This window comes from Caballeronia jiangsuensis (genome assembly GCF_046030135.1).
Classification (GTDB): Bacteria; Pseudomonadota; Gammaproteobacteria; order Burkholderiales; family Burkholderiaceae; genus Caballeronia; species Caballeronia jiangsuensis.
In genome coordinates, this window is record NZ_JAQQDB010000028.1 from 46,776 (window position 1) to 63,739 (window position 16,964).

Below are 16,964 nucleotides of genomic sequence, written 5' to 3' on the forward strand. Positions count from 1 at the left end.
CTCAGTAGATTTCGAACAGCCCGGCGGCGCCCATGCCACCGGCAATGCACATCGTGACGACGGCGTACTTCACGCCGCGACGGCGGCCTTCGATGAGCACATGTCCCGCGAGGCGTGAACCTGTCATGCCGAACGGATGACCGATGGAAATCGCGCCGCCGTCGACGTTGAGACGTTCCGACGGGATTTCGAGTCGCTGCTGGCAGCAGAGCGCCTGCGATGCGAACGCTTCATTGAGTTCCCACAGGCCGATGTCGTCCACCGTGAGACCGTGACGCGCAAGCAGCTTCGGCACGGCGAGCACGGGGCCGATACCCATCTCGTCCGGCTCGCAACCCGCGACCGCGAAGCCCCGGAATGCACCTAGAGCGGTGAGGTTCGCGCGCTCGGCGGCTTTGGCTTCCATCATCACGCAGGCGGATGCGCCGTCGGACAGTTGCGACGAGTTGCCCGCCGTGACGAACTTGTCCGGGCCTTTGACGGGAACGAGACTCGCGAGCGCTTCGTAGGTCGTGCCGGGGCGGTTGCAGGTGTCTCCGGAAACGGTCACCTCGCGGTATTTGACGGCGCCCGTTGCCTTGTCGGTGACGGCCATCGTCGTCGTGACGGGCACGATCTCGTCGGCATGGCGCCCGGCAAGCTGAGCTTCCTCCGTGCGCCGCTGGCTCTCCGCCGAGAAACGATCCTGCGCTTCGCGGCTGATGCCATAGCGACGCGCAACGATATCGCCGGTGTCGATCATCGCCATATAGACCTCGGGCTTGTGTTCGACGATCCACGGATCGAGGCCGCTCACGCCGTCCTCGCGGGTGCGCAGTCCCGAGATGCTTTCGACGCCGCCCGCGATGATCGCCGGCGCGCCATCGACGACGATGCGGCCCGCCGCCATCGCGATCGCCTGCAAGCCGGACGCGCAGAAGCGGGTGATGGTCGTGCCCGCGATCGACAGCGGCAGGCCCGCGCGGATCACGGTCTGGCGCGCGATATTGCGGCCGGTGATGCCTTCCGGATAGCCACAGCCGAGGATCGCGTCCTCGATCATCGACGGATCGACGCCCGAACGCTCCACGGCGGCGCGCACCGCGAACGACGCGAGCGTGGGACCGGGCGTGATGTTGAACTCGCCGCGATGCGCCTTGGTCAGCGGCGTGCGCGCGGTAGAAACAATGACGGCTTCTCGCATGCGTAGTAATCCTAAGTCAATGAGAAAAATAAAATACCGAACGAATCATGCGGACTGGTTGAGGCTCGCAAGCGTTTCGCCCTGTTCGACGAGTTCGACGATGAGCGGCGACGGCTTCCAGAAGATCGGGTCCTCTTTCGCGAACTCGCGGATATCGGCGAGCACCTTCGCCAGGCCGATGCTGTCGGCATATTTCATCGGACCGCCGCGATGACGCGGGAAGCCGTAGCCGTATAGAAACGTCACGTCCACGTCGAGCGGACGCAGCGCAATGCCTTCATGCACGACGTTCGCGCCTTCGTTGATCATCGCGGCCATGTAGCGGCGGATGATCTCGTCGTCCGTGAAAGCGCGCGGCGCGATGCCGGCGCGCTCGCGCTCGGCGTCGATGATCGCCTCGACTTCGGGATCGGGCACGCCGCTGCGCGCGCCATCGGGATACAGGTAGTAGCCGCGTCCCGTCTTCTGACCGAACCAGCCGCGTTCGCAGATGCGATCGGCGATCTGAACATAGCGCGCTTTCGGATCGCGCGTGGCGGCGCGGCGCTTGCGCGTGGCCCAGCCGATGTCGCCGCCCGCGAGGTCCGACACCTGGAACGGTCCCATCGGAAAACCGAACTCGCGCAGCACGCGGTCGATCTGGTAGGGCGACGCGCCGTCTTCCATCATATGATCGGCGGCCGCGCGATAAACGGCCAGCACTCGATTGCCGATGAAGCCGTCGCACACGCCCGCGCGCACCGGCACCTTGCGCAGCTTCTTCGCCAGTTCGAAAGCAGTGGCGACGACGTCGGCGCTGACCTGCGCGGGCACCACGACTTCCAGCAGCTTCATGACGTTCGCCGGCGAGAAGAAGTGCAGGCCCACGACATCCGCGGGGCGCGAAATGCTCGCGGCGATCTCATCGATGTCGAGATACGAGGTGTTGGTCGCGAGCACCGCGCCCGGCTTGCAGACGCGGTCGAGCTCGGCAAACACCGCCTGCTTGACGGCCATGTCTTCGAACACCGCTTCGATCACGAGATCGGCCGCGCCCAGCGCATCGTACGATGTGCTGCCGCTGAAGCGCGCGAGGACGGCGGCCCTGGTCTCGGGTGTCATGCGGCCCTTCGCAATCAGTGCCTCGTAGACCTTCTCGACATGCGCGCGGCCTCGCGCCAGCGCCGCGTCGTCACGCTCGATCATCGTGACCGGCAGACCCGCATCGAGCACGGCCACCGCGATGCCCGCGCCCATCGTGCCGCCGCCCACCACGCCCACGCTCGCGATCGCGCGCGGCTTGGCATCGCGCGTTTCGGGCGCTTTCAGCACCTCGCGCTCCGCGAAGAAGGCGTGGACCAGCCCCGCGCGCTGCGGGCTGTCGAGACATTGCAGGAAGAGCTGGCGTTCGTGGCGCAAGCCCTCGTCGAAGGGCGATTCGAGCGCCGCGCGCACGGCATCGACAATCCTCAGCGGCGCAAAGAGTCCGCGCGATTTCTTCGATGTTTCGGCTCGCGCCACGTCGATGGCCGCGCGGCTCGCAACATGATCGGCTAGACCGTTCGCGTCGCGCGTCCGGCGCGCCGGTGCACGCGCGGTCAGCAATGCCCGCGTATAGGCGAGGCCTTCGGTCAGAACATCGTCGCCTTCGCCGATTCGATCGATGAGCCCGATTGCGTGGGCTTCCTTCGCGCCCAAATGACGGCCGCTCAACATCAGATCGAGTGCGGCTTTCGCGCCGAGCAGATGCGGCGCGCGCTGCGTGCCACCCGCGCCGGGCAGGAGGCCGAGCGCCACTTCGGGCAGGCCCAGCTTTGCATCGGCGAGCGCGATACGGTAGTGCGCCGCAAGCGCGATTTCGAGGCCGCCGCCAAGCGCCGCGCCCCGGATCGCCGCGACGACAGGCTTGCCGCAGGCTTCGATCTGGTTGCACACATCGGGCAGCGACGGCGGCAGCGGCGCTTTGCCGAACTCGCGGATATCCGCGCCGGCAATAAAGTTGCGCCCCGCGCCGAGCAGCAATACGGCATCGACGGCGGCATTCGTTTCGGCGGCCTCGATCGCAAGTTGCAGTTCGTATCGCACGTTCGCGCCGAGCGCGTTGACGGGCGGGTTGTCGATGGTCACGACGAGGATGCGGCCGCGCAATTCCTGCGTGACGACGTCTGCAGACACTTCCGGGGTCATCGCCCTTGTCTCCGTATATTTGGTGTGAGGCGATTGTGGAATGCAGCCTTGGCCTTGACAATCCAAGTGGCAGTTGACGAACTGTTAACTGAAAATTGACATCGATGACCGCGCGGCCATCGAAGGCGAAGCCTGAACTCAGGCCCAGGTCTGCGCGAGCGCCGTGATTTCGGTGCGCAGATAGTCGATCAGCGCCTGTGTCGCCGGCGAAGGAAAGCGGTTGGGAAGCGTCACGATATAAAGCGTGTTCAGCGGGCCCGCGACACGATATTGCGGCAGGATGCGTAGCAGTCCACGTCCCGCGGGCGCATACGGCACATAGGCCGGAAGAAGCCCCACGCCCATGCCCGCACATACCGCCTCCGCAAGAAACGGAAAGTCGGACGACTGCAGCGCGGGCTGCATGGTGATGGCGTGGACATCGGCTTCGTCCTGCCGATGCGTGAGCGTCATCGTGATCCGCCGGTCCGGATGCGGCGCCGCGACCAGCGCCAGCCTTTCGAGATCCGCCGGAGATTCGATCGGCCCATGTTTGCCGACGTAGTCCGCCGACGCGTACAGGCTCCAGTCGAACGAGCAGATATTGCGCGCCACGCAATCGAGCGGCGGCGTCCTCGTGATCCGCAACGCGACATCCACTTCCGACGCGATCAGATCCTCGATGCGGTTGTTGAACGTCACGTTCAGCGTGATGCCCGGATGCGTGTGCGCGAAGTCGAGCAGCTTCGTTCCGATGAACATTCTCCCGAAGCCCGTCGGCACGCTGACGCGCACACGGCCGGTCAGCGACTGCCCGAGATTGTCGATCGATGCGCGCGCCGCGCCGAGGTCCTCCAGCATGCGTCGCCCGCAGTCGTAGAGCGTGTGGCCGGCCTGCGTGAGTTCGAGGTTGCGCGTCGAGCGGCGCAGCAGTTGCGCGCCGGTTTCGCGCTCCAGCAGCTTGAGCCGCTGACTGATGTTCGCGCGCGTCATGCCGAGCTTGCGCGCGGCGTCGCTCAGGCTGCGCGATTCGACGATCTCGACGAACAGGCCGATGAGGTTCAGGTCCATGAGAAACGTTCCGTCGTCTGATTCTCTGACCGATGCTTCACGGCTTCAGCGCTTGCCGCGTCGCCCGTCCAGTGCAAAGTTCCTGAGAAGCGTCCGCCGGCTCGCCTCCAGTATTTCCTCGCCGAGCGCCGGATTCGCGCCGCCGATCGCCCGCGAGAGGATCAGCGCGCCAACCATCTCGCTATAGAACGCGAGCGCTTCGCGGCGGGCTTCGTCGTGTTCCGCGCCTACGCCGCGCTGTTCTGCGATGAGCGCGGTCAGCGTATCGATCATCGTTTCGAAGCCGCTGGCGAAGTGCGACTGCGCTTCGGGGCCGAGGCGGCGCACGTCGGCGGTCAGTCCCGCCACCGCGCAACCCCGCTCGATGTCGCCGCAATGCGAGCCGGACAAGTAAAAGTCCAACTGCCGCTTCAGGCGGTTGCCGCCGCGCCCGATCGGTGCGTCGATGGCTTCCTTCAGGTTGCGATTGGCCTTGTCCATCGCGTTCGCCACGACCGCGGCGGCCAGCGCTTCCTTCGATTCGAAGTGGTTGTAGAAGCCGCCCTGAGTGAACCCCGCGGCCTTCATTAACGCACTCAGCCCGACGCCGTCGATCCCGTGCTCACGGAACAGCTTCTCCGACGCCGCGATGATCGCCTTGCGGTTCTCCGCCGCCTGCTGTTTCGAAACGCCCATCGTCCATGCTCCGCATCGTTCTCCGCTCGATTATATCGCCCTTAACAAAATACAATGGCGATCACCATTGACCTGTATCGACGCATTCGATTGTGTATCGCAACGTATCTGCGGCTCATGCAGATACGCGCGCTTACTCAGCGCGTCGCTTTTCGACACGTGCGGGATACGTTCGCACGCTTTAATAAGAACAGCGGGCACTTCGCTTCAGAACGAGCAGCCTGAAACAATCAGCGAGCGTGGCGCATATCATCTGAAACTCATCAACGCTTCGAACACTGCACATTTATGTATGTATGTGCATCTGGACACGATCGGCCGATTCTCGTAACGGGCGCTGCCGGCGCGATGGGTGTCACCGGCAGTACGTGGATCGCTTAATTTTCATCAGGAGTTCTCATGTTCGACAACAAAACCGTTCCCCCGTCTCCCTCACGCCGCCGTTTCGTGGAGGCCGCAGCGGCCGGTGTCGCGGCGGTATCGCTGAGCCGGCTGGCTTTTGCAGAAACGAATCCGTCCATTGTTTCAGTCACGAAGGCAGCGAACGGCGACAACGACGCCATTCGTCCGCTTCGTGTGCACGTACCCGAGGCGCAACTCTCCGATCTGCGTCGACGTATCAGAGCGACGCGATGGCCCGAACGCGAAACCGTGTCCGACGATTCGCAAGGCGTGCCGCTCGCGATGATGCAAGAGCTTGCGCGTCATTGGGTCACGGATTACGACTGGCGCAAGGTCGAGGCGAAGCTGAACGGTTATCCGAATTTCGTGACCGAGATCGACGGACTGGATATTCACTTCATCCATGTTCGTTCGAAACATGAGAACGCCATGCCGCTCATCGTGACGCATGGATGGCCCGGTTCGGTGATCGAGCAGTTCAAGATCATCGATCCACTGACCAATCCCACGGCACACGGCGCGAGTGCGTCGGATGCCTTTCATCTGGTCATTCCCTCCCTGCCCGGCTATGGATTCTCGGGCAAGCCGACGCAAACCGGCTGGGGCCCCGAACGCACCGCACGCGCCTGGGTGACGCTCATGAAGCGGCTCGGATACCAGAAGTTCGCGGCGCAAGGCGGAGATCTGGGCGGTGTCGTCGCGAACGTGATGGGCAAGCAGGCGCCGCCTGAATTGCTCGGCATCCATGTCAACTTCCCGGCGACCGTTCCCGCCGATATCGCCAAGGCGCTGCAAGCCGGCGATCCGCCGCCCGCGGGCCTCGACGATGAAGAGAAGCACGCGTACGACCAGCTCGCCAGCGCCGCAAGGAAGCGCCGCGCATACGCGCTGGAAATGGGTACGCGCCCGCAGACGCTGTACGGTATCGCGGATTCGCCCATCGGTCTTGCGGGCTGGTTGCTCGATCACGGCGACGGTTACGTGCAGCCCGCGGCGGCGCTGACGTCGGCGGTGTTCGGGCGCACCGTCAACGGCGAATCGTCAGGAGCGATGACGCGCGACGACGTGCTCGACGACATCACGCTCTACTGGCTGACGAACACCGGCGTCTCGGCCGCGCGTTTCTACTGGGAATCGCATTTCAACTTCATCGGCGCAGCGGACGTGTCGGTGCCCGCTGCGGTCAGCGTATTTCCGCGCGAGAACTATCAGGCGCCGCGAAGCTGGACGGAACGCGCGTATCACAACCTCATCTGGTACAACCGGCTCGACAAGGGCGGCCACTTCGCGGCGTGGGAACAGCCGGATCTCTTCGCCGGGGAAGTCCGTGCGGGGTTGAGGTCGCTGCGCACTTAGACAGGCGCGCTCGTCGACCGACGTGCCGCTCGGATGCCCGCGCAGGAGAGCCGGAAACAAAGCCCGGCGCACCGATCGTCCAACGCGTTGCACGCAGCGTCCGACGCCAGCGCCTTGTTTCGCGCGCCCGGACGACTAAGCTGCGATACATCCAGCAAGGAGACGACGACGATGACCATGACGCGATCCCGCATGACCCGCGACAACGCCGACCCGAAAGCGGTCGAAGTCTTTCCGTTGACGTCATCGGACCGGAACGCCCTTCCCGCGCTGCATGCGACGTTCAGGCATCTATGGTCCGGTACGCTCGCGAAGACCGCGCCGCGCGTCGCGTACGATGCGTTCTTCGCGATGACGCCGCCATCGCCCGACGTGACGTTCCATCCGTCCACGGACGCAGCCATTCCGGGCTGGATCTGCGTGCCGGACAAGCGCGTGGACGATCAGGCGCTGCTCTATCTTCACGGCGGCGCATACATGATGGGCACGGCGCCGGCGTATCGCGGCTTGGTCAGCCAGATCGCGTCGCGCGCGCGGCGCACGACGTTCATCCTCGAATACCCGCTCGCGCCCGAAACCGCGTTGCCCGGTGCGCTCGATCTCGCCTCCGGAGCACTCGAACGGCTGCTCGGCATCCATGGCAAGGTCGGTGTCGTGGGCGACTCGGCTGGCGGCGGTCTCACGCTGGCAACGCTCGCGCGAGTCGCGAAGGTATCGGCGGCGGTCGTGTTTTCACCGTGGACCGATCTGACCTTGAGCGGGCCGAGTGTCCGCGAACGTGCATCGAGCGATGTGCTGCTCGACGAGACCAGTCTTCGCGAGGCCGCACGCGGCTATCTCGGCTCGGCTCCATCCGACGATCCACGCGCGTCTCCCCTGTTCGATATTCCCGATGCGCTGCCGCCGCTGCTCGTCCAGGTGGGCTCGGAGGAAATTCTCTACGACGACGCCTCGCGCTATGCGCAAAAGGCCTGTGCTGCCGGCCACGCAGTCACGCTGCAGGAATGGATGGGCATGGACCACGTGTTTCAGCAGAGCGTCGAGCGCCTGGAAGCCGCGCGAGAGGCGCTCGATCAGACCGCCGCTTTTCTGGACGAACACATGGGAAGATGATCGCCTCGGGCATTGTTATGAGATCTTGCGCCGCGCTCGTGGCCGATTGCAGGCCAAGACCCGTGCACCCTCAAGGCTGCTGCACACGGCTCCACGACGCATCAGGATCGAACTCGGTCAGCGGCTTCGCCGTCGCGCCGCGATTCTTCTGATACACGATGCCGTTGTTGTTGACCACAAAAGTCATCACCCCGCTTGAGCCATATTGCGCGGGATACGCGGCCATCGCGAAGCCCGCCAGCATGCGCCCGTTGACGATGTACGTGAAAGGACCGCCCGCCGCGTGCTTTCCCTGTCGCGTGAGAATGCGGAAGTAATAGCCGTGATACGCGTCGCCCGGGTTCCGATCCTTGAGATAGTTCGCGCTTGCTGCGATCAGCGGCCCGAACGGACTCGCCTCTTCACCCTTCGATTCATCCGCGGGCCAATACAGCCCGTCACGCTTGCCTGGCGTGCTGCCGAGCTTGCGCGCGTATTGCAGCACGCCATCGCCCACACGGTCGCGCGTCGCGTACTCGCGTTGCGCATCGACATACGCGCGCATCACCTTGATGGCCTCGCGCTCGTTCGCGCCGATGCGCCGGTCCAGCACTTCCTGCTCACCCTCTTCGGTTGCGAAGCGCCACGCGCCCTGCGTGCGGACGAGCGGAATCGGCATGGGCCACGCTTCATCGCCGATACGCAGAACGCGGCGGTCCGGCGACGTTTCCTCCAGCATGTGATACGCATTGAACTCGGCGAGCGCATTGGAGCGCAACTCGCGGTTCTCGGCTTCGTCCGGCGTCACGACGAGTTCCTTGTGCGCATTGCCGAAGATGGCGATGAGCGCGGCGTCGTCGTTCGACTTGAGCGCCTGTTCCAGTGCGCTGACGGCTTCTTCCGGTGTCCTGAACGTCTCCTGATCCCCGGCGGCGAGAACGCGCAGAGGAACGATGAGCATCGCGACGATCGCGCATGCGACGAATCGACGAGACGTGCTATTCATGAAGCGTCTCCTATCGGCGACCGCCGCGGCCGCCTCCGCCAAATCCACCACGTGCGCCGCCCGAAAAGCCACCCTGAAAATTGCGTCCACCTTGCCCGCCCGACATCGACTGCCGGCTCGCCGCGCCGCGCGCGCTGTCCGCTCTCGCGCCTTGGGCGGACCCGTAGCCGCTGAACGCGTCGCCGCCCCGTCCCTGAAGATTTCCGGCGCTCTGTGCGCGTGGCGACTGCGCGGCCGTCGGGGTTCGCGCGCCGGCGCGAGATGGCGCATCGCCCACGCGTTGCGCCGATGCGCGCGTGCTCGCGCCCGATACCTGTCCGGGCTTCTTTTCCGAGCGCCACTGGGTCGAGCGCTGAGACGCAGAGGTTCCGTCCGCCGAGCGGTTCGCAGCGCGATTGCTCAGTTCGTTCTTGACCTCGGCCCGGTTGACATTCCCTTCGCGGTTGATGTTGATGGTGTTGTTGCCGCCCTCGTAGTGCGACACGTAGTGCCCGCCGTTCCACGCCGCCGTGATCGCGGCGCCCCAGATGAGGCCCGTCGCGAATGCCGCGCCCGGTGCGTAGGGATAGTAGTAGACCGGATAAGGCGCTGGCCAGTAGGTATACACCGGCGTCGGGCTGCTGATGACGACCGTCGACGGGTTGTACTGCGGCACGTAGATGACCTCGGGATTCGAAGGAACGATCTTGATGACTTCCTTCTCGACCACCACCGTCTGCTTGTCGTCCGTCTTGAGATTGCCCACCGACTGAGTCTGACGCCGGAAACGCTGCACGGCCTGCAACACGGCGCTTTGATCCGTCACCACGGCTTCGCCGAGCGCCACGGTCCAGTCGAGGTTGGTGCTCATCGTCTTGAGCACTTCGGGGTAGTTCAGCAGCGCCTTGATCGGATCCTGCCATGCTTCGTTGACCGGCAAGTTCTTCTCGGTTTTTCTGCGATCGAGAAACCGGTCTGCCTGCACCACTTCGACCGGATAAGTCGATGCAGGAAGAATGATCGCGACGAGATCGTCGGGATAGAGTGCAATCGGACCGACGAGCGCATCCAGCGAACCCGACTCCATCGCGACAGGTTGCGCACGTCCTGCCTCCGACGCCTGAGCCACGGTTTGCGTGCCGCTTGCGGCAGGTGTCGGAGCGACCGTTTGCGCACCGCTTTCCGGTGGCGTTTGAGGAACTGCGCACCCGCCTGCACACAGCGCGGATGCGATGACCATCACGCTAAAGCACTCACGCATGTCCAGCACCACCAGGATTGGCTATACCGCGCGTGTTCCAGAGCCCGGGTCGTTACAGGGCCGTCTCAGTTCCAAAGAACATCGGATTGCACTTGCCCTTTCACGCAGCGATCATTGCGCAGTCGCACCACCATGTGCTGCCGCGATGGCCGCGTCGCGCTCTTTGGCGGCTTCCGCCTTCTTGTGGTCGTAGACTTTCTTGGCCGCTGCGACCTTCTGGTTATATTTCTTGTTGGCTGCGGAGACTTCCATTCGCATCTTGACGATTTCGTCGTTATGCGCGGGCTGAGCCGCGCCCTGATCGGTTTGTGCCCACGCATTCGTTGCGAACGCGATCGACATCAGCACTACAGCTCCTTTGAGACGATTCATGGCTACCTCCTCTCTTTGACTGCTATCGACGCTTCACGGAGATATGAGGTGTGCCGGCCGTTCCTCTCCGCGCGAACTTTTCCAGGAACGACAACGCGGTATAAACCGCACTCTGCTCTGCTCACAGTATGCGAACTCGTTCGTGAATTCAAGCAACCTGATCATATCGATGTCGGCCCGGACGATGATGGAATTGCCGATCAACCGCGCCCGTTGGCCCCGGTTTCAGTGAAGGTCATTGAAAGGCATAAGCGATCCCGACGCCGTATGTAAGTTGATTGCGCGTGCCACGCTGCGTCACGATGGGGCTGGCTGCCGAATCACCCATCAGGCGCTGGTAGTAGACCATCGCGCCCGCGTACCATTTCGGGCTGACTTGAAAGATACCGGCGACCCAGCCGGTAATCTGATTGAGGCCGCCTCCGGGATTGAAGACCGGTAATCCGCTCTTCTGGGAGTCCTCGGATGTCACGCCGTAGTAGGTTTCGTTGAAGCCGCCGCTCACCCATGTCGCACCGAGTCCCCCGCCGATGAACACGCGCGAATGCAGTGGAAGCCATGCGCTCGTATTCAGCGTGGTACGCGCACCCGTGTAGACGGAGCCGGCATTCGTGACAACGGTCACCTCCCCTCGCAAGCGGAACGGCACATCGCCGACGTGACTGTATTCGTAGCCGACGTATCCGCCGCCTTCCACCGTGGTGGAGACGTCGTGAACCTGCGACACGACCGCGTCGTCGACATTCCGTCGTCCCAGACGAAGCGCCAGAGCCGGCCCCCACTGAAATCCGGTAAGACTCCCGAAGTTGTATTGCGTATATGTTCCGTACCACTCGAACAGGTGGCCACCGCTCGTCACGTATCGCATACCAGGAAGCACACCGACGATGCGATCCTTGCCGCCGGCATACTCGGTGGTCGAACCGATCCCCGCGCCAAAGAAATTGGGCAATGCGTTCGAAAAATCGACCGGGCTTGCGCAGGCGCTGCCCACGACAAGCGAGAAGCATGCTCCGGTGATCGCTTTGCATCGTTTCACGGGTGCGCTCTCCGGTCGATATGAGCCCGTCTGCCTGGCAGTATTTCGATTTCTTGATCAATCGAATCATCGTGCTGCTTACTGCTATGCGTCGTCGTTGCAAAAGCCGATTCACAATGGTCGAGGATGCAGCTATCTTGATGCACGCACCTTATCCAAGATGTCTCGACTCGTCCTCCGGAACTCACATCATGTTCGCTCGCAACCTCAGGCTTACCGCGTTGGTCACTGCGATGCTCGTCTGCTCCTGGCCGGACGTGTCTTTGGCAACGGAGCAGGCACAACAACGTCGCGCCGGTCGCGACGTTCGTCAGGATACGCGCCAGGACTCCCGGCACACCAAGCAGGACTGCCGCGCCGCCAACCAGCAATCGAACGCGCATTGCCGGCACGACAAGCGGCAGACGAAGCAGCACGGGCGTCAAACCGCAAGAGACATCAAATACTGATTACGCGAGACGCGGTCAAGTCGAACCTGCGAGTCATGCGCCATCACTCGCTGTGCGGTCGATCGAAAACCTGCAGCATCAGGCACGCGTACAGGCTGACCGCAAGAAAAAGCCCCATGCGCACCGCGAACGCCGTATAGACGTCCTTGCCCGCGATGCTGTCCTGCACTGACTGGCCCAGCAGGATGATCATCGTGATGAAGCCGTTCAGCCAGACACCCGGCGGGTAGCGCGTCATCCTGATGCCGTAGAGCCTGCGCCCGACCATCAAACCGAACAGCAGCATCCACAGGAAGAACATCCACAGGTGCACCGAGAGTTTCAGCGCAAACCAGAACAGAATTGCTAGCAGCCCGCCGAGCAGGGTCGAGCCGATGAGCTCCCGCGCCGCGCCGCGCGCGGTCGTGGTGCAACTCTGTCTGCCGAGGCTGACCGATTTCATGATGATCGGCATATAGCTCGCCGGGTCGGTCATTGCAAGGAGGTACGCCGGCATGACCACGAGCGCGGCGCGCAGTGCAATGCGCGCGGCCTGATGGGAGGACACGGCCCTCGCGGGAGGCGGTGGCCGCGCGTTCGCGCTCTCGGGAAACAGGCCGTGCATGAGCGCCGACACCAGCAACGCGAGCAGCAGCCCCTTCACCAGCGCGCCGACCACCGTTGCGCCCACCTGGAAGTCGGCGGTGCCGGCCGCGGAGATCATCGTGAGCCCTGCCACCAGAAAGGTCGCGACGAGGTTGTTGCCGCCGCGCACCCCGTAGAGGAACGCGACGAAGAGCAACAGGCCGACGAGCAACACACCGGCGAGCGCGTAATGACGAAGCAGCGGAACGAGCAGCAGGCCGCTACCGGTCGTCAGCATCACGACCAGCGCCAACATCGCGGCTGCCCTGAACGACATCGGCCGGTTCTGCGTCGCGAGCAGAAAGACCGCGAACACCGGCGCGATCACGGGAATCGGGAAATCGAACGCGAAGCTGATCGCGAGGCACAGCGCCGTCCCGGTCGCCATGCGCAGCGTGCGACGGCCGGGAAGCTGGAGCGTGTTTTCCATCGGCGTGCTCAGTAGACGTACGCCAGCCAGCTCATCACGCGCAGGAACATGCGGCCGAGCGGATTGAGCGGATTGCCCTGACTCGGAAACGCCATCACCTCGGCCTGACCGCCGACACGCATGTTGTAGAGGCGCGCACGCTCGTCCTTATCGAATTCGACGATCACCGGAAAGCGCTGCGCCGGCCGCAGCCAGTCGCGGCTTGTCTGTACGGAAGGCAGACTGCCGGGCGGCGTGCTCTGTCCCACACTCACGCCGAACCCGATGCTGCGAATCCGCCCATTGAAGACTTCGCCCGGCAGCGCATCCAGCACGATGGCCACAGGCGTGCCGGGCCTCAGGCGGCCGAGATTGTTTTCGGTCATGTCCGCGCTGATCCACACGTCGCGGATCGCGATCAGCGTCATCACCGGCTTGCCTGCGGATGCGAACTGCCCGACTTCCGTGCCGAGATCGGTAATGACGCCGCCGGTTCGCGCCCTGATGCGCGTGTTGGCGAGATCGAGGTCGGCCTTCTGGAGCGCCCCGGCCGCGCTGCGCAACTGCGCATTCTCCGCCTCGATGCCGCCCTGCTGTTCGCGTGCACGCTCGACTTCCGCGCGCGCCGCGGCGACCTGACTCTGAGCTTGCTCGTAAGTCGCTCGCGCCACTTCGAGGCGCCGCAGCGAGATCGTGCCTTCGTCCTCGCGATACAGCCGTTCAAGCCGCTCGCTGTCCTGCCGCGCCTTGACCTCGTTCGCGATGGCCGCGCGCAGCGACGCACGCGCCGAATCGATGCCGGCCGTGCTTGCGCCGATCTGCCTGCGCATGGTTTCGAGATCGGCGCGCGCGCGATCGGCGGTGATGCGGTATTGCTCGCCGTCGATTTCGAAAAGCACGTCGCCTGCGTTGACCTCCTGATTGTCACGCACCAGCACGCGCGTCACCCGGCCCGATACTTCCGCGGCGACGGGCACCACATTGGCCTGCACGCGCGCCTGCTGCGTATAGGGCGTGATGCGGTCGGCCAGCAGATACCAGATCAGGCTCACGACGATCAGCGTGATCACACACTTCAGCGCCCTGCCCGATGGATCGCCAGCCGGAGCAGGCGGCGGCGTGCGCGCCGATGCGGTTTCCGAAGACCCGCCCGTTTCGCTCATCGGGCCGCTCCTTCGGATGGCACGCTCACCTCGTTCAGCAGATCGCCCCAGTCGGTGCGTTGCTGCATCTGCTGGCGTGTCGCGGCATCGACGAGCGGCTGGCGCGTGGTCCAGCCGCCGCCCAGCGCCTTGTAGAGCGCGATCAGGCTGCCGACCGCGTTGCGCCGGTTGACGACATACGCGTCCTGCTGGGCGAACAGCGCGCGCTGCGCATCGAGCACGCGCTGGAAGTCCGAATACCCTTCCCGATAGATCGTGCTGGCGAGCGTCAGCGAGCGCCGCGCGGCCCCTTGCGCCTCGTTGAGGATGGCATCGCGGCGCGACGCGGCGATCAGCGAGGTGGCGGCGTCATCGGCCTCGCGCGCCGCTTCGCGGACCGTGTTCTGATAAGCGACCGTCAGCTGTTGCAGCCGCGCGTCCTGAACGCGCACATTGTTCGTGATTCTGCCGTGATCGAAGACGTTCCAGACCACGCTGGGACCGATCGCCACGGCAAGCGTGCTCGGCGAGCCCTTCAGCGAGCTCGCGCTGAAGCCGAGCGTGCCAAGCAGGGAGACCGAAGGATAGAGATCCGCTTCCGCCACGCCGATGAGCGCCGACTGCGCTGCCATCTGATATTCGGCGGCGCGCACGTCGGGGCGGCGCAGCAGCAGATCGGCGGGTACGTCCTGCAGGACGGCGCGATCCACCAGCGGAATCACGCCTCCCTTACCGGACGACACGCCGAGTTCCGGCAACGGGCCGGGCGGCCGGCCCATCAGCAAAGACAGCGCGTGTTTCGCGAGCACGATCTGGCTTTCGAGTTCAGGGATGCTGCTCAACGTACCCAGATACTGCGTATTCGCTTGCTGGAAATCCAGTTCATCCGTCTCGCCGGCCTTGAAGAGTTTTTGCGCGATGTCGTAGCTGCGTTTCTGCAACTGAGCGTTCTCGCGGGCAATGCGCAGGCGCGCCTCGCCGGTGCGCAGCGTGAAATAGGTTTCGGCGACCTGAGCGTGCAGAAGAACCAGCGCGGCGTCGCGGTTCGCCTGCGCGGCGAAGAACGCGGCGTCGGCCGACTCGATCGCGCGTGCGAAACGCCCCCAGAAGTCGAGCTCCCATCCGACGACGAAGCCCGCGCCATACTGCAGATACACGCCCGAGCGCGGATCGAAACCGTCCGAACGCTTTTGCGCCGACGCAAGCGCCTCGGCGCTGGCCTGCTGCACTTGCGGATAGCGTCCCGCGAGCGCGATGCCCAGTTGTGCGCGCGCCTCGATCACGCGCAATCCGGCGATCTGCAGGTCGCCGTTCCCGGCATCGGCTTGTTCCATCAGGCGTTCGAGATTCTCGTCGCCGAACATTCGCCACCATTGCCGGACATCGGGCTGCGGCGCCTGCTGCGTGACCTGTTCGAGCGACGTGCTGCTCCAGTGTTCGCTCCAGGGCTCGTGTTGCGGATGAAAGTCCGGCCCCACGCGCATGCAGCCGCTCAGCAACGACGCAAGGCCCACGATGACGCAGTCCGTCAGCCGCGGCCGTCTGATCCGGGAGGCGTGCATCGAAGGCGACCCCTCAGAGCCGCTCCTGTTGTTGCGGGGGTTCCAGGGACGGTTGTTGTTTCACCCACCGCCAGAACAGCTTGTAGGCGACCGCGAGCATCACGGGACCGATGAACAGGCCGATCACGCCGCCCGTCACCATGCCGCCGAGCGCGCCGATCAGCACCACGGGCATCGGCACCGCGACGCCGCGACCCAGCAGCATCGGCTTGAGCACGTTATCGGCGAGACCGGCGATGAAGGTATAGACCGAGAAGACGATCGTCGCCGTGCTCACGCCATTCGTCACGATCACGAAGATGATGACGGGAATCGTGATCAACGTCGCCGGCAACTGCATGATGCCGATCAGCAGCACGGCCAGCGCGAGCAGCCCCGCGCCGGGAATGCCCATGATGACGAAGCCGATGCCGATCAACAGCATCTGGATGAACGCGATCCCGACCACGCCTTGCGCCACCGCGCGAATCGTGGCCGTGCAAAGATCCGCGATCTGCTGGCCGTTCTCGGGCCCGGAGATGCGCGAGGCGATCTGCACGGCGCTGCCATAGCCCTTCTCGCCATGCGCCATGAAGATACCCGCGACGATCAGCGCGAGAAAGAACACGATCAGCCCGGCGCCCAGTCCGGTGATCGTGCCGAGCACGGCAAGACCGGCTTCCTTGATCTGCGGCGCAAACTTCTGCGCAAGACCCGAGACATCCGTCGATGCCTGCGCCCAGAAGTCGTATACCCGCTGACCGACCAGAGGCCACGCGGCCACCGATTCCGCTGGCGGCGGAATCTGGAAGGTGCCGCTCCTGACGACGCCCATCGCGCGCTCGATGGACGTGGCAACCGCCACGCCGAGCAGGTACGTCGGCACGAGGATGACGGCGAACGCGACGAAGATGATCAACGTGGCGATCAGACCGTCCTTGCCTCCAAACGCGCCGCGAAGCCGGACCTGAAGCGGGTACAGCGTGACCGCGAGAATCAGCGCCCAGACCATCAGGTCGAGGAACGGCACGAATACCCGAAAACAGAAGACCGCCAGAACGGCGACGAGACCGGCGCGAATCAGGACATCGAGCAGTTCCCTGGAGAGCGTGCGCTCAGAAATCGGCGATAGCATTTTCGTGCCTCCTCGCGTTGACCCGTTCGAATACGGGACGGGCAGCATGACTTCCAGAACAAATCGGCGCATGAAGCCGGCGA

The 16,964-nt window shown here is 64.3% G+C and carries 15 protein-coding genes; 3 read left to right on the top strand and 12 right to left on the bottom strand.

The annotated features are described in order from the left end of the window. Position 1 precedes the first annotated feature (1 nt). From PQR08_RS26075 to PQR08_RS26090, 4 genes are all read right to left on the bottom strand, one after another. On the bottom strand, positions 2–1,183 hold the full coding sequence (locus PQR08_RS26075) for an acetyl-CoA C-acyltransferase (RefSeq protein ID WP_250487639.1): 1,182 nt from the start codon (positions 1,181–1,183) through the stop codon (positions 2–4). 45 nt (positions 1,184–1,228) lie between these two features. After that, positions 1,229–3,349, bottom strand: coding sequence for a 3-hydroxyacyl-CoA dehydrogenase NAD-binding domain-containing protein (locus PQR08_RS26080; RefSeq protein ID WP_250487638.1), 2,121 nt, complete (start codon positions 3,347–3,349; stop codon positions 1,229–1,231). A gap of 138 nt (positions 3,350–3,487) precedes the next feature. After that, the gene (locus tag PQR08_RS26085; protein WP_238213015.1) at positions 3,488–4,399 is read right to left on the bottom strand and encodes a LysR family transcriptional regulator; all 912 of its coding nucleotides are present in this window, start codon (positions 4,397–4,399) and stop codon (positions 3,488–3,490) included. 45 nt (positions 4,400–4,444) lie between these two features. After that, positions 4,445–5,074, bottom strand: coding sequence for a TetR/AcrR family transcriptional regulator (locus tag PQR08_RS26090; protein ID WP_250487637.1), 630 nt, complete (start codon positions 5,072–5,074; stop codon positions 4,445–4,447). Between the two features lie 399 nt (positions 5,075–5,473). Between PQR08_RS26090 and PQR08_RS26095 the strand changes: the two genes are divergently transcribed. Beyond that, the gene (locus PQR08_RS26095) at positions 5,474–6,832 is read left to right on the top strand and encodes an epoxide hydrolase family protein (protein ID WP_250487636.1); all 1,359 of its coding nucleotides are present in this window, start codon (positions 5,474–5,476) and stop codon (positions 6,830–6,832) included. A 171-nt stretch (positions 6,833–7,003) separates the two neighbouring features. Beyond that, positions 7,004–7,945: an alpha/beta hydrolase fold domain-containing protein gene (locus tag PQR08_RS26100; protein WP_250487635.1), complete on the top strand. Its 942-nt coding sequence runs from the start codon at positions 7,004–7,006 to the stop codon at positions 7,943–7,945. Positions 7,946–8,015: 70 nt separating this feature from the next. Here the strand turns inward: PQR08_RS26100 and PQR08_RS26105 are convergent, their stop codons facing one another. The 4 genes from PQR08_RS26105 to PQR08_RS26120 form a co-directional block, all read right to left on the bottom strand. After that, complete coding sequence (locus PQR08_RS26105; protein ID WP_250487634.1) at positions 8,016–8,930, bottom strand: DUF2950 domain-containing protein; 915 nt, start codon at positions 8,928–8,930, stop codon at positions 8,016–8,018. Between the two features lie 10 nt (positions 8,931–8,940). Continuing rightward, the gene (locus PQR08_RS26110; RefSeq protein WP_250487633.1) at positions 8,941–10,038 is read right to left on the bottom strand and encodes a DUF3300 domain-containing protein; all 1,098 of its coding nucleotides are present in this window, start codon (positions 10,036–10,038) and stop codon (positions 8,941–8,943) included. 243 nt (positions 10,039–10,281) lie between these two features. After that, complete coding sequence (locus PQR08_RS26115; protein ID WP_408162840.1) at positions 10,282–10,512, bottom strand: hypothetical protein; 231 nt, start codon at positions 10,510–10,512, stop codon at positions 10,282–10,284. A 265-nt stretch (positions 10,513–10,777) separates the two neighbouring features. After that, positions 10,778–11,581: a MipA/OmpV family protein gene (locus PQR08_RS26120; RefSeq protein WP_187603221.1), complete on the bottom strand. Its 804-nt coding sequence runs from the start codon at positions 11,579–11,581 to the stop codon at positions 10,778–10,780. 191 nt (positions 11,582–11,772) lie between these two features. Between PQR08_RS26120 and PQR08_RS26125 the strand changes: the two genes are divergently transcribed. After that, the gene (locus tag PQR08_RS26125) at positions 11,773–12,030 is read left to right on the top strand and encodes a hypothetical protein (protein ID WP_187603220.1); all 258 of its coding nucleotides are present in this window, start codon (positions 11,773–11,775) and stop codon (positions 12,028–12,030) included. Positions 12,031–12,073: 43 nt separating this feature from the next. On the opposite strand, the gene PQR08_RS26130 is transcribed toward PQR08_RS26125, so the two are convergent. The 4 genes from PQR08_RS26130 to PQR08_RS26145 are packed head-to-tail and all read right to left on the bottom strand — an operon-like array spanning position 12,074 to position 16,881. Continuing rightward, a complete protein-coding gene (locus PQR08_RS26130) occupies positions 12,074–13,084 on the bottom strand; it encodes a DUF2955 domain-containing protein (protein WP_250487632.1) in 1,011 nt (336 codons plus the stop codon). 8 nt (positions 13,085–13,092) lie between these two features. Next, entirely contained in the window at positions 13,093–14,226 is a 1,134-nt protein-coding gene (locus PQR08_RS26135; protein ID WP_250487631.1) for an HlyD family secretion protein, read from the bottom strand. Continuing rightward, on the bottom strand, positions 14,223–15,767 hold the full coding sequence (locus tag PQR08_RS26140; RefSeq protein WP_284509264.1) for an efflux transporter outer membrane subunit: 1,545 nt from the start codon (positions 15,765–15,767) through the stop codon (positions 14,223–14,225). Before PQR08_RS26140 ends, PQR08_RS26135 begins: the two co-directional genes overlap by 4 nt. 13 nt (positions 15,768–15,780) lie before the next feature. Then, positions 15,781–16,881, bottom strand: coding sequence for an AI-2E family transporter (locus tag PQR08_RS26145; RefSeq protein ID WP_187603216.1), 1,101 nt, complete (start codon positions 16,879–16,881; stop codon positions 15,781–15,783). Between the last annotated feature and the right edge of the window lie 83 nt (positions 16,882–16,964).

Coding starts and splice junctions, on each gene's coding strand:
- PQR08_RS26135 (WP_250487631.1), bottom strand. CDS start 14,226: ATGAGCGAAACGGGCGGGTCTTCGGAAACCGCATCGGCGCGCACGCCG.
- PQR08_RS26105 (WP_250487634.1), bottom strand. CDS start 8,930: ATGAATAGCACGTCTCGTCGATTCGTCGCATGCGCGATCGTCGCGATG.
- PQR08_RS26130 (WP_250487632.1), bottom strand. CDS start 13,084: ATGGAAAACACGCTCCAGCTTCCCGGCCGTCGCACGCTGCGCATGGCG.
- PQR08_RS26090 (WP_250487637.1), bottom strand. CDS start 5,074: ATGGGCGTTTCGAAACAGCAGGCGGCGGAGAACCGCAAGGCGATCATC.
- PQR08_RS26140 (WP_284509264.1), bottom strand. CDS start 15,767: ATGCACGCCTCCCGGATCAGACGGCCGCGGCTGACGGACTGCGTCATC.
- PQR08_RS26125 (WP_187603220.1), top strand. CDS start 11,773: ATGTTCGCTCGCAACCTCAGGCTTACCGCGTTGGTCACTGCGATGCTC.
- PQR08_RS26095 (WP_250487636.1), top strand. CDS start 5,474: ATGTTCGACAACAAAACCGTTCCCCCGTCTCCCTCACGCCGCCGTTTC.
- PQR08_RS26145 (WP_187603216.1), bottom strand. CDS start 16,881: ATGCTATCGCCGATTTCTGAGCGCACGCTCTCCAGGGAACTGCTCGAT.
- PQR08_RS26115 (WP_408162840.1), bottom strand. CDS start 10,512: ATGTCGATCGCGTTCGCAACGAATGCGTGGGCACAAACCGATCAGGGC.
- PQR08_RS26075 (WP_250487639.1), bottom strand. CDS start 1,183: ATGCGAGAAGCCGTCATTGTTTCTACCGCGCGCACGCCGCTGACCAAG.
- PQR08_RS26080 (WP_250487638.1), bottom strand. CDS start 3,349: ATGACCCCGGAAGTGTCTGCAGACGTCGTCACGCAGGAATTGCGCGGC.
- PQR08_RS26085 (WP_238213015.1), bottom strand. CDS start 4,399: ATGGACCTGAACCTCATCGGCCTGTTCGTCGAGATCGTCGAATCGCGC.
- PQR08_RS26100 (WP_250487635.1), top strand. CDS start 7,004: ATGACCATGACGCGATCCCGCATGACCCGCGACAACGCCGACCCGAAA.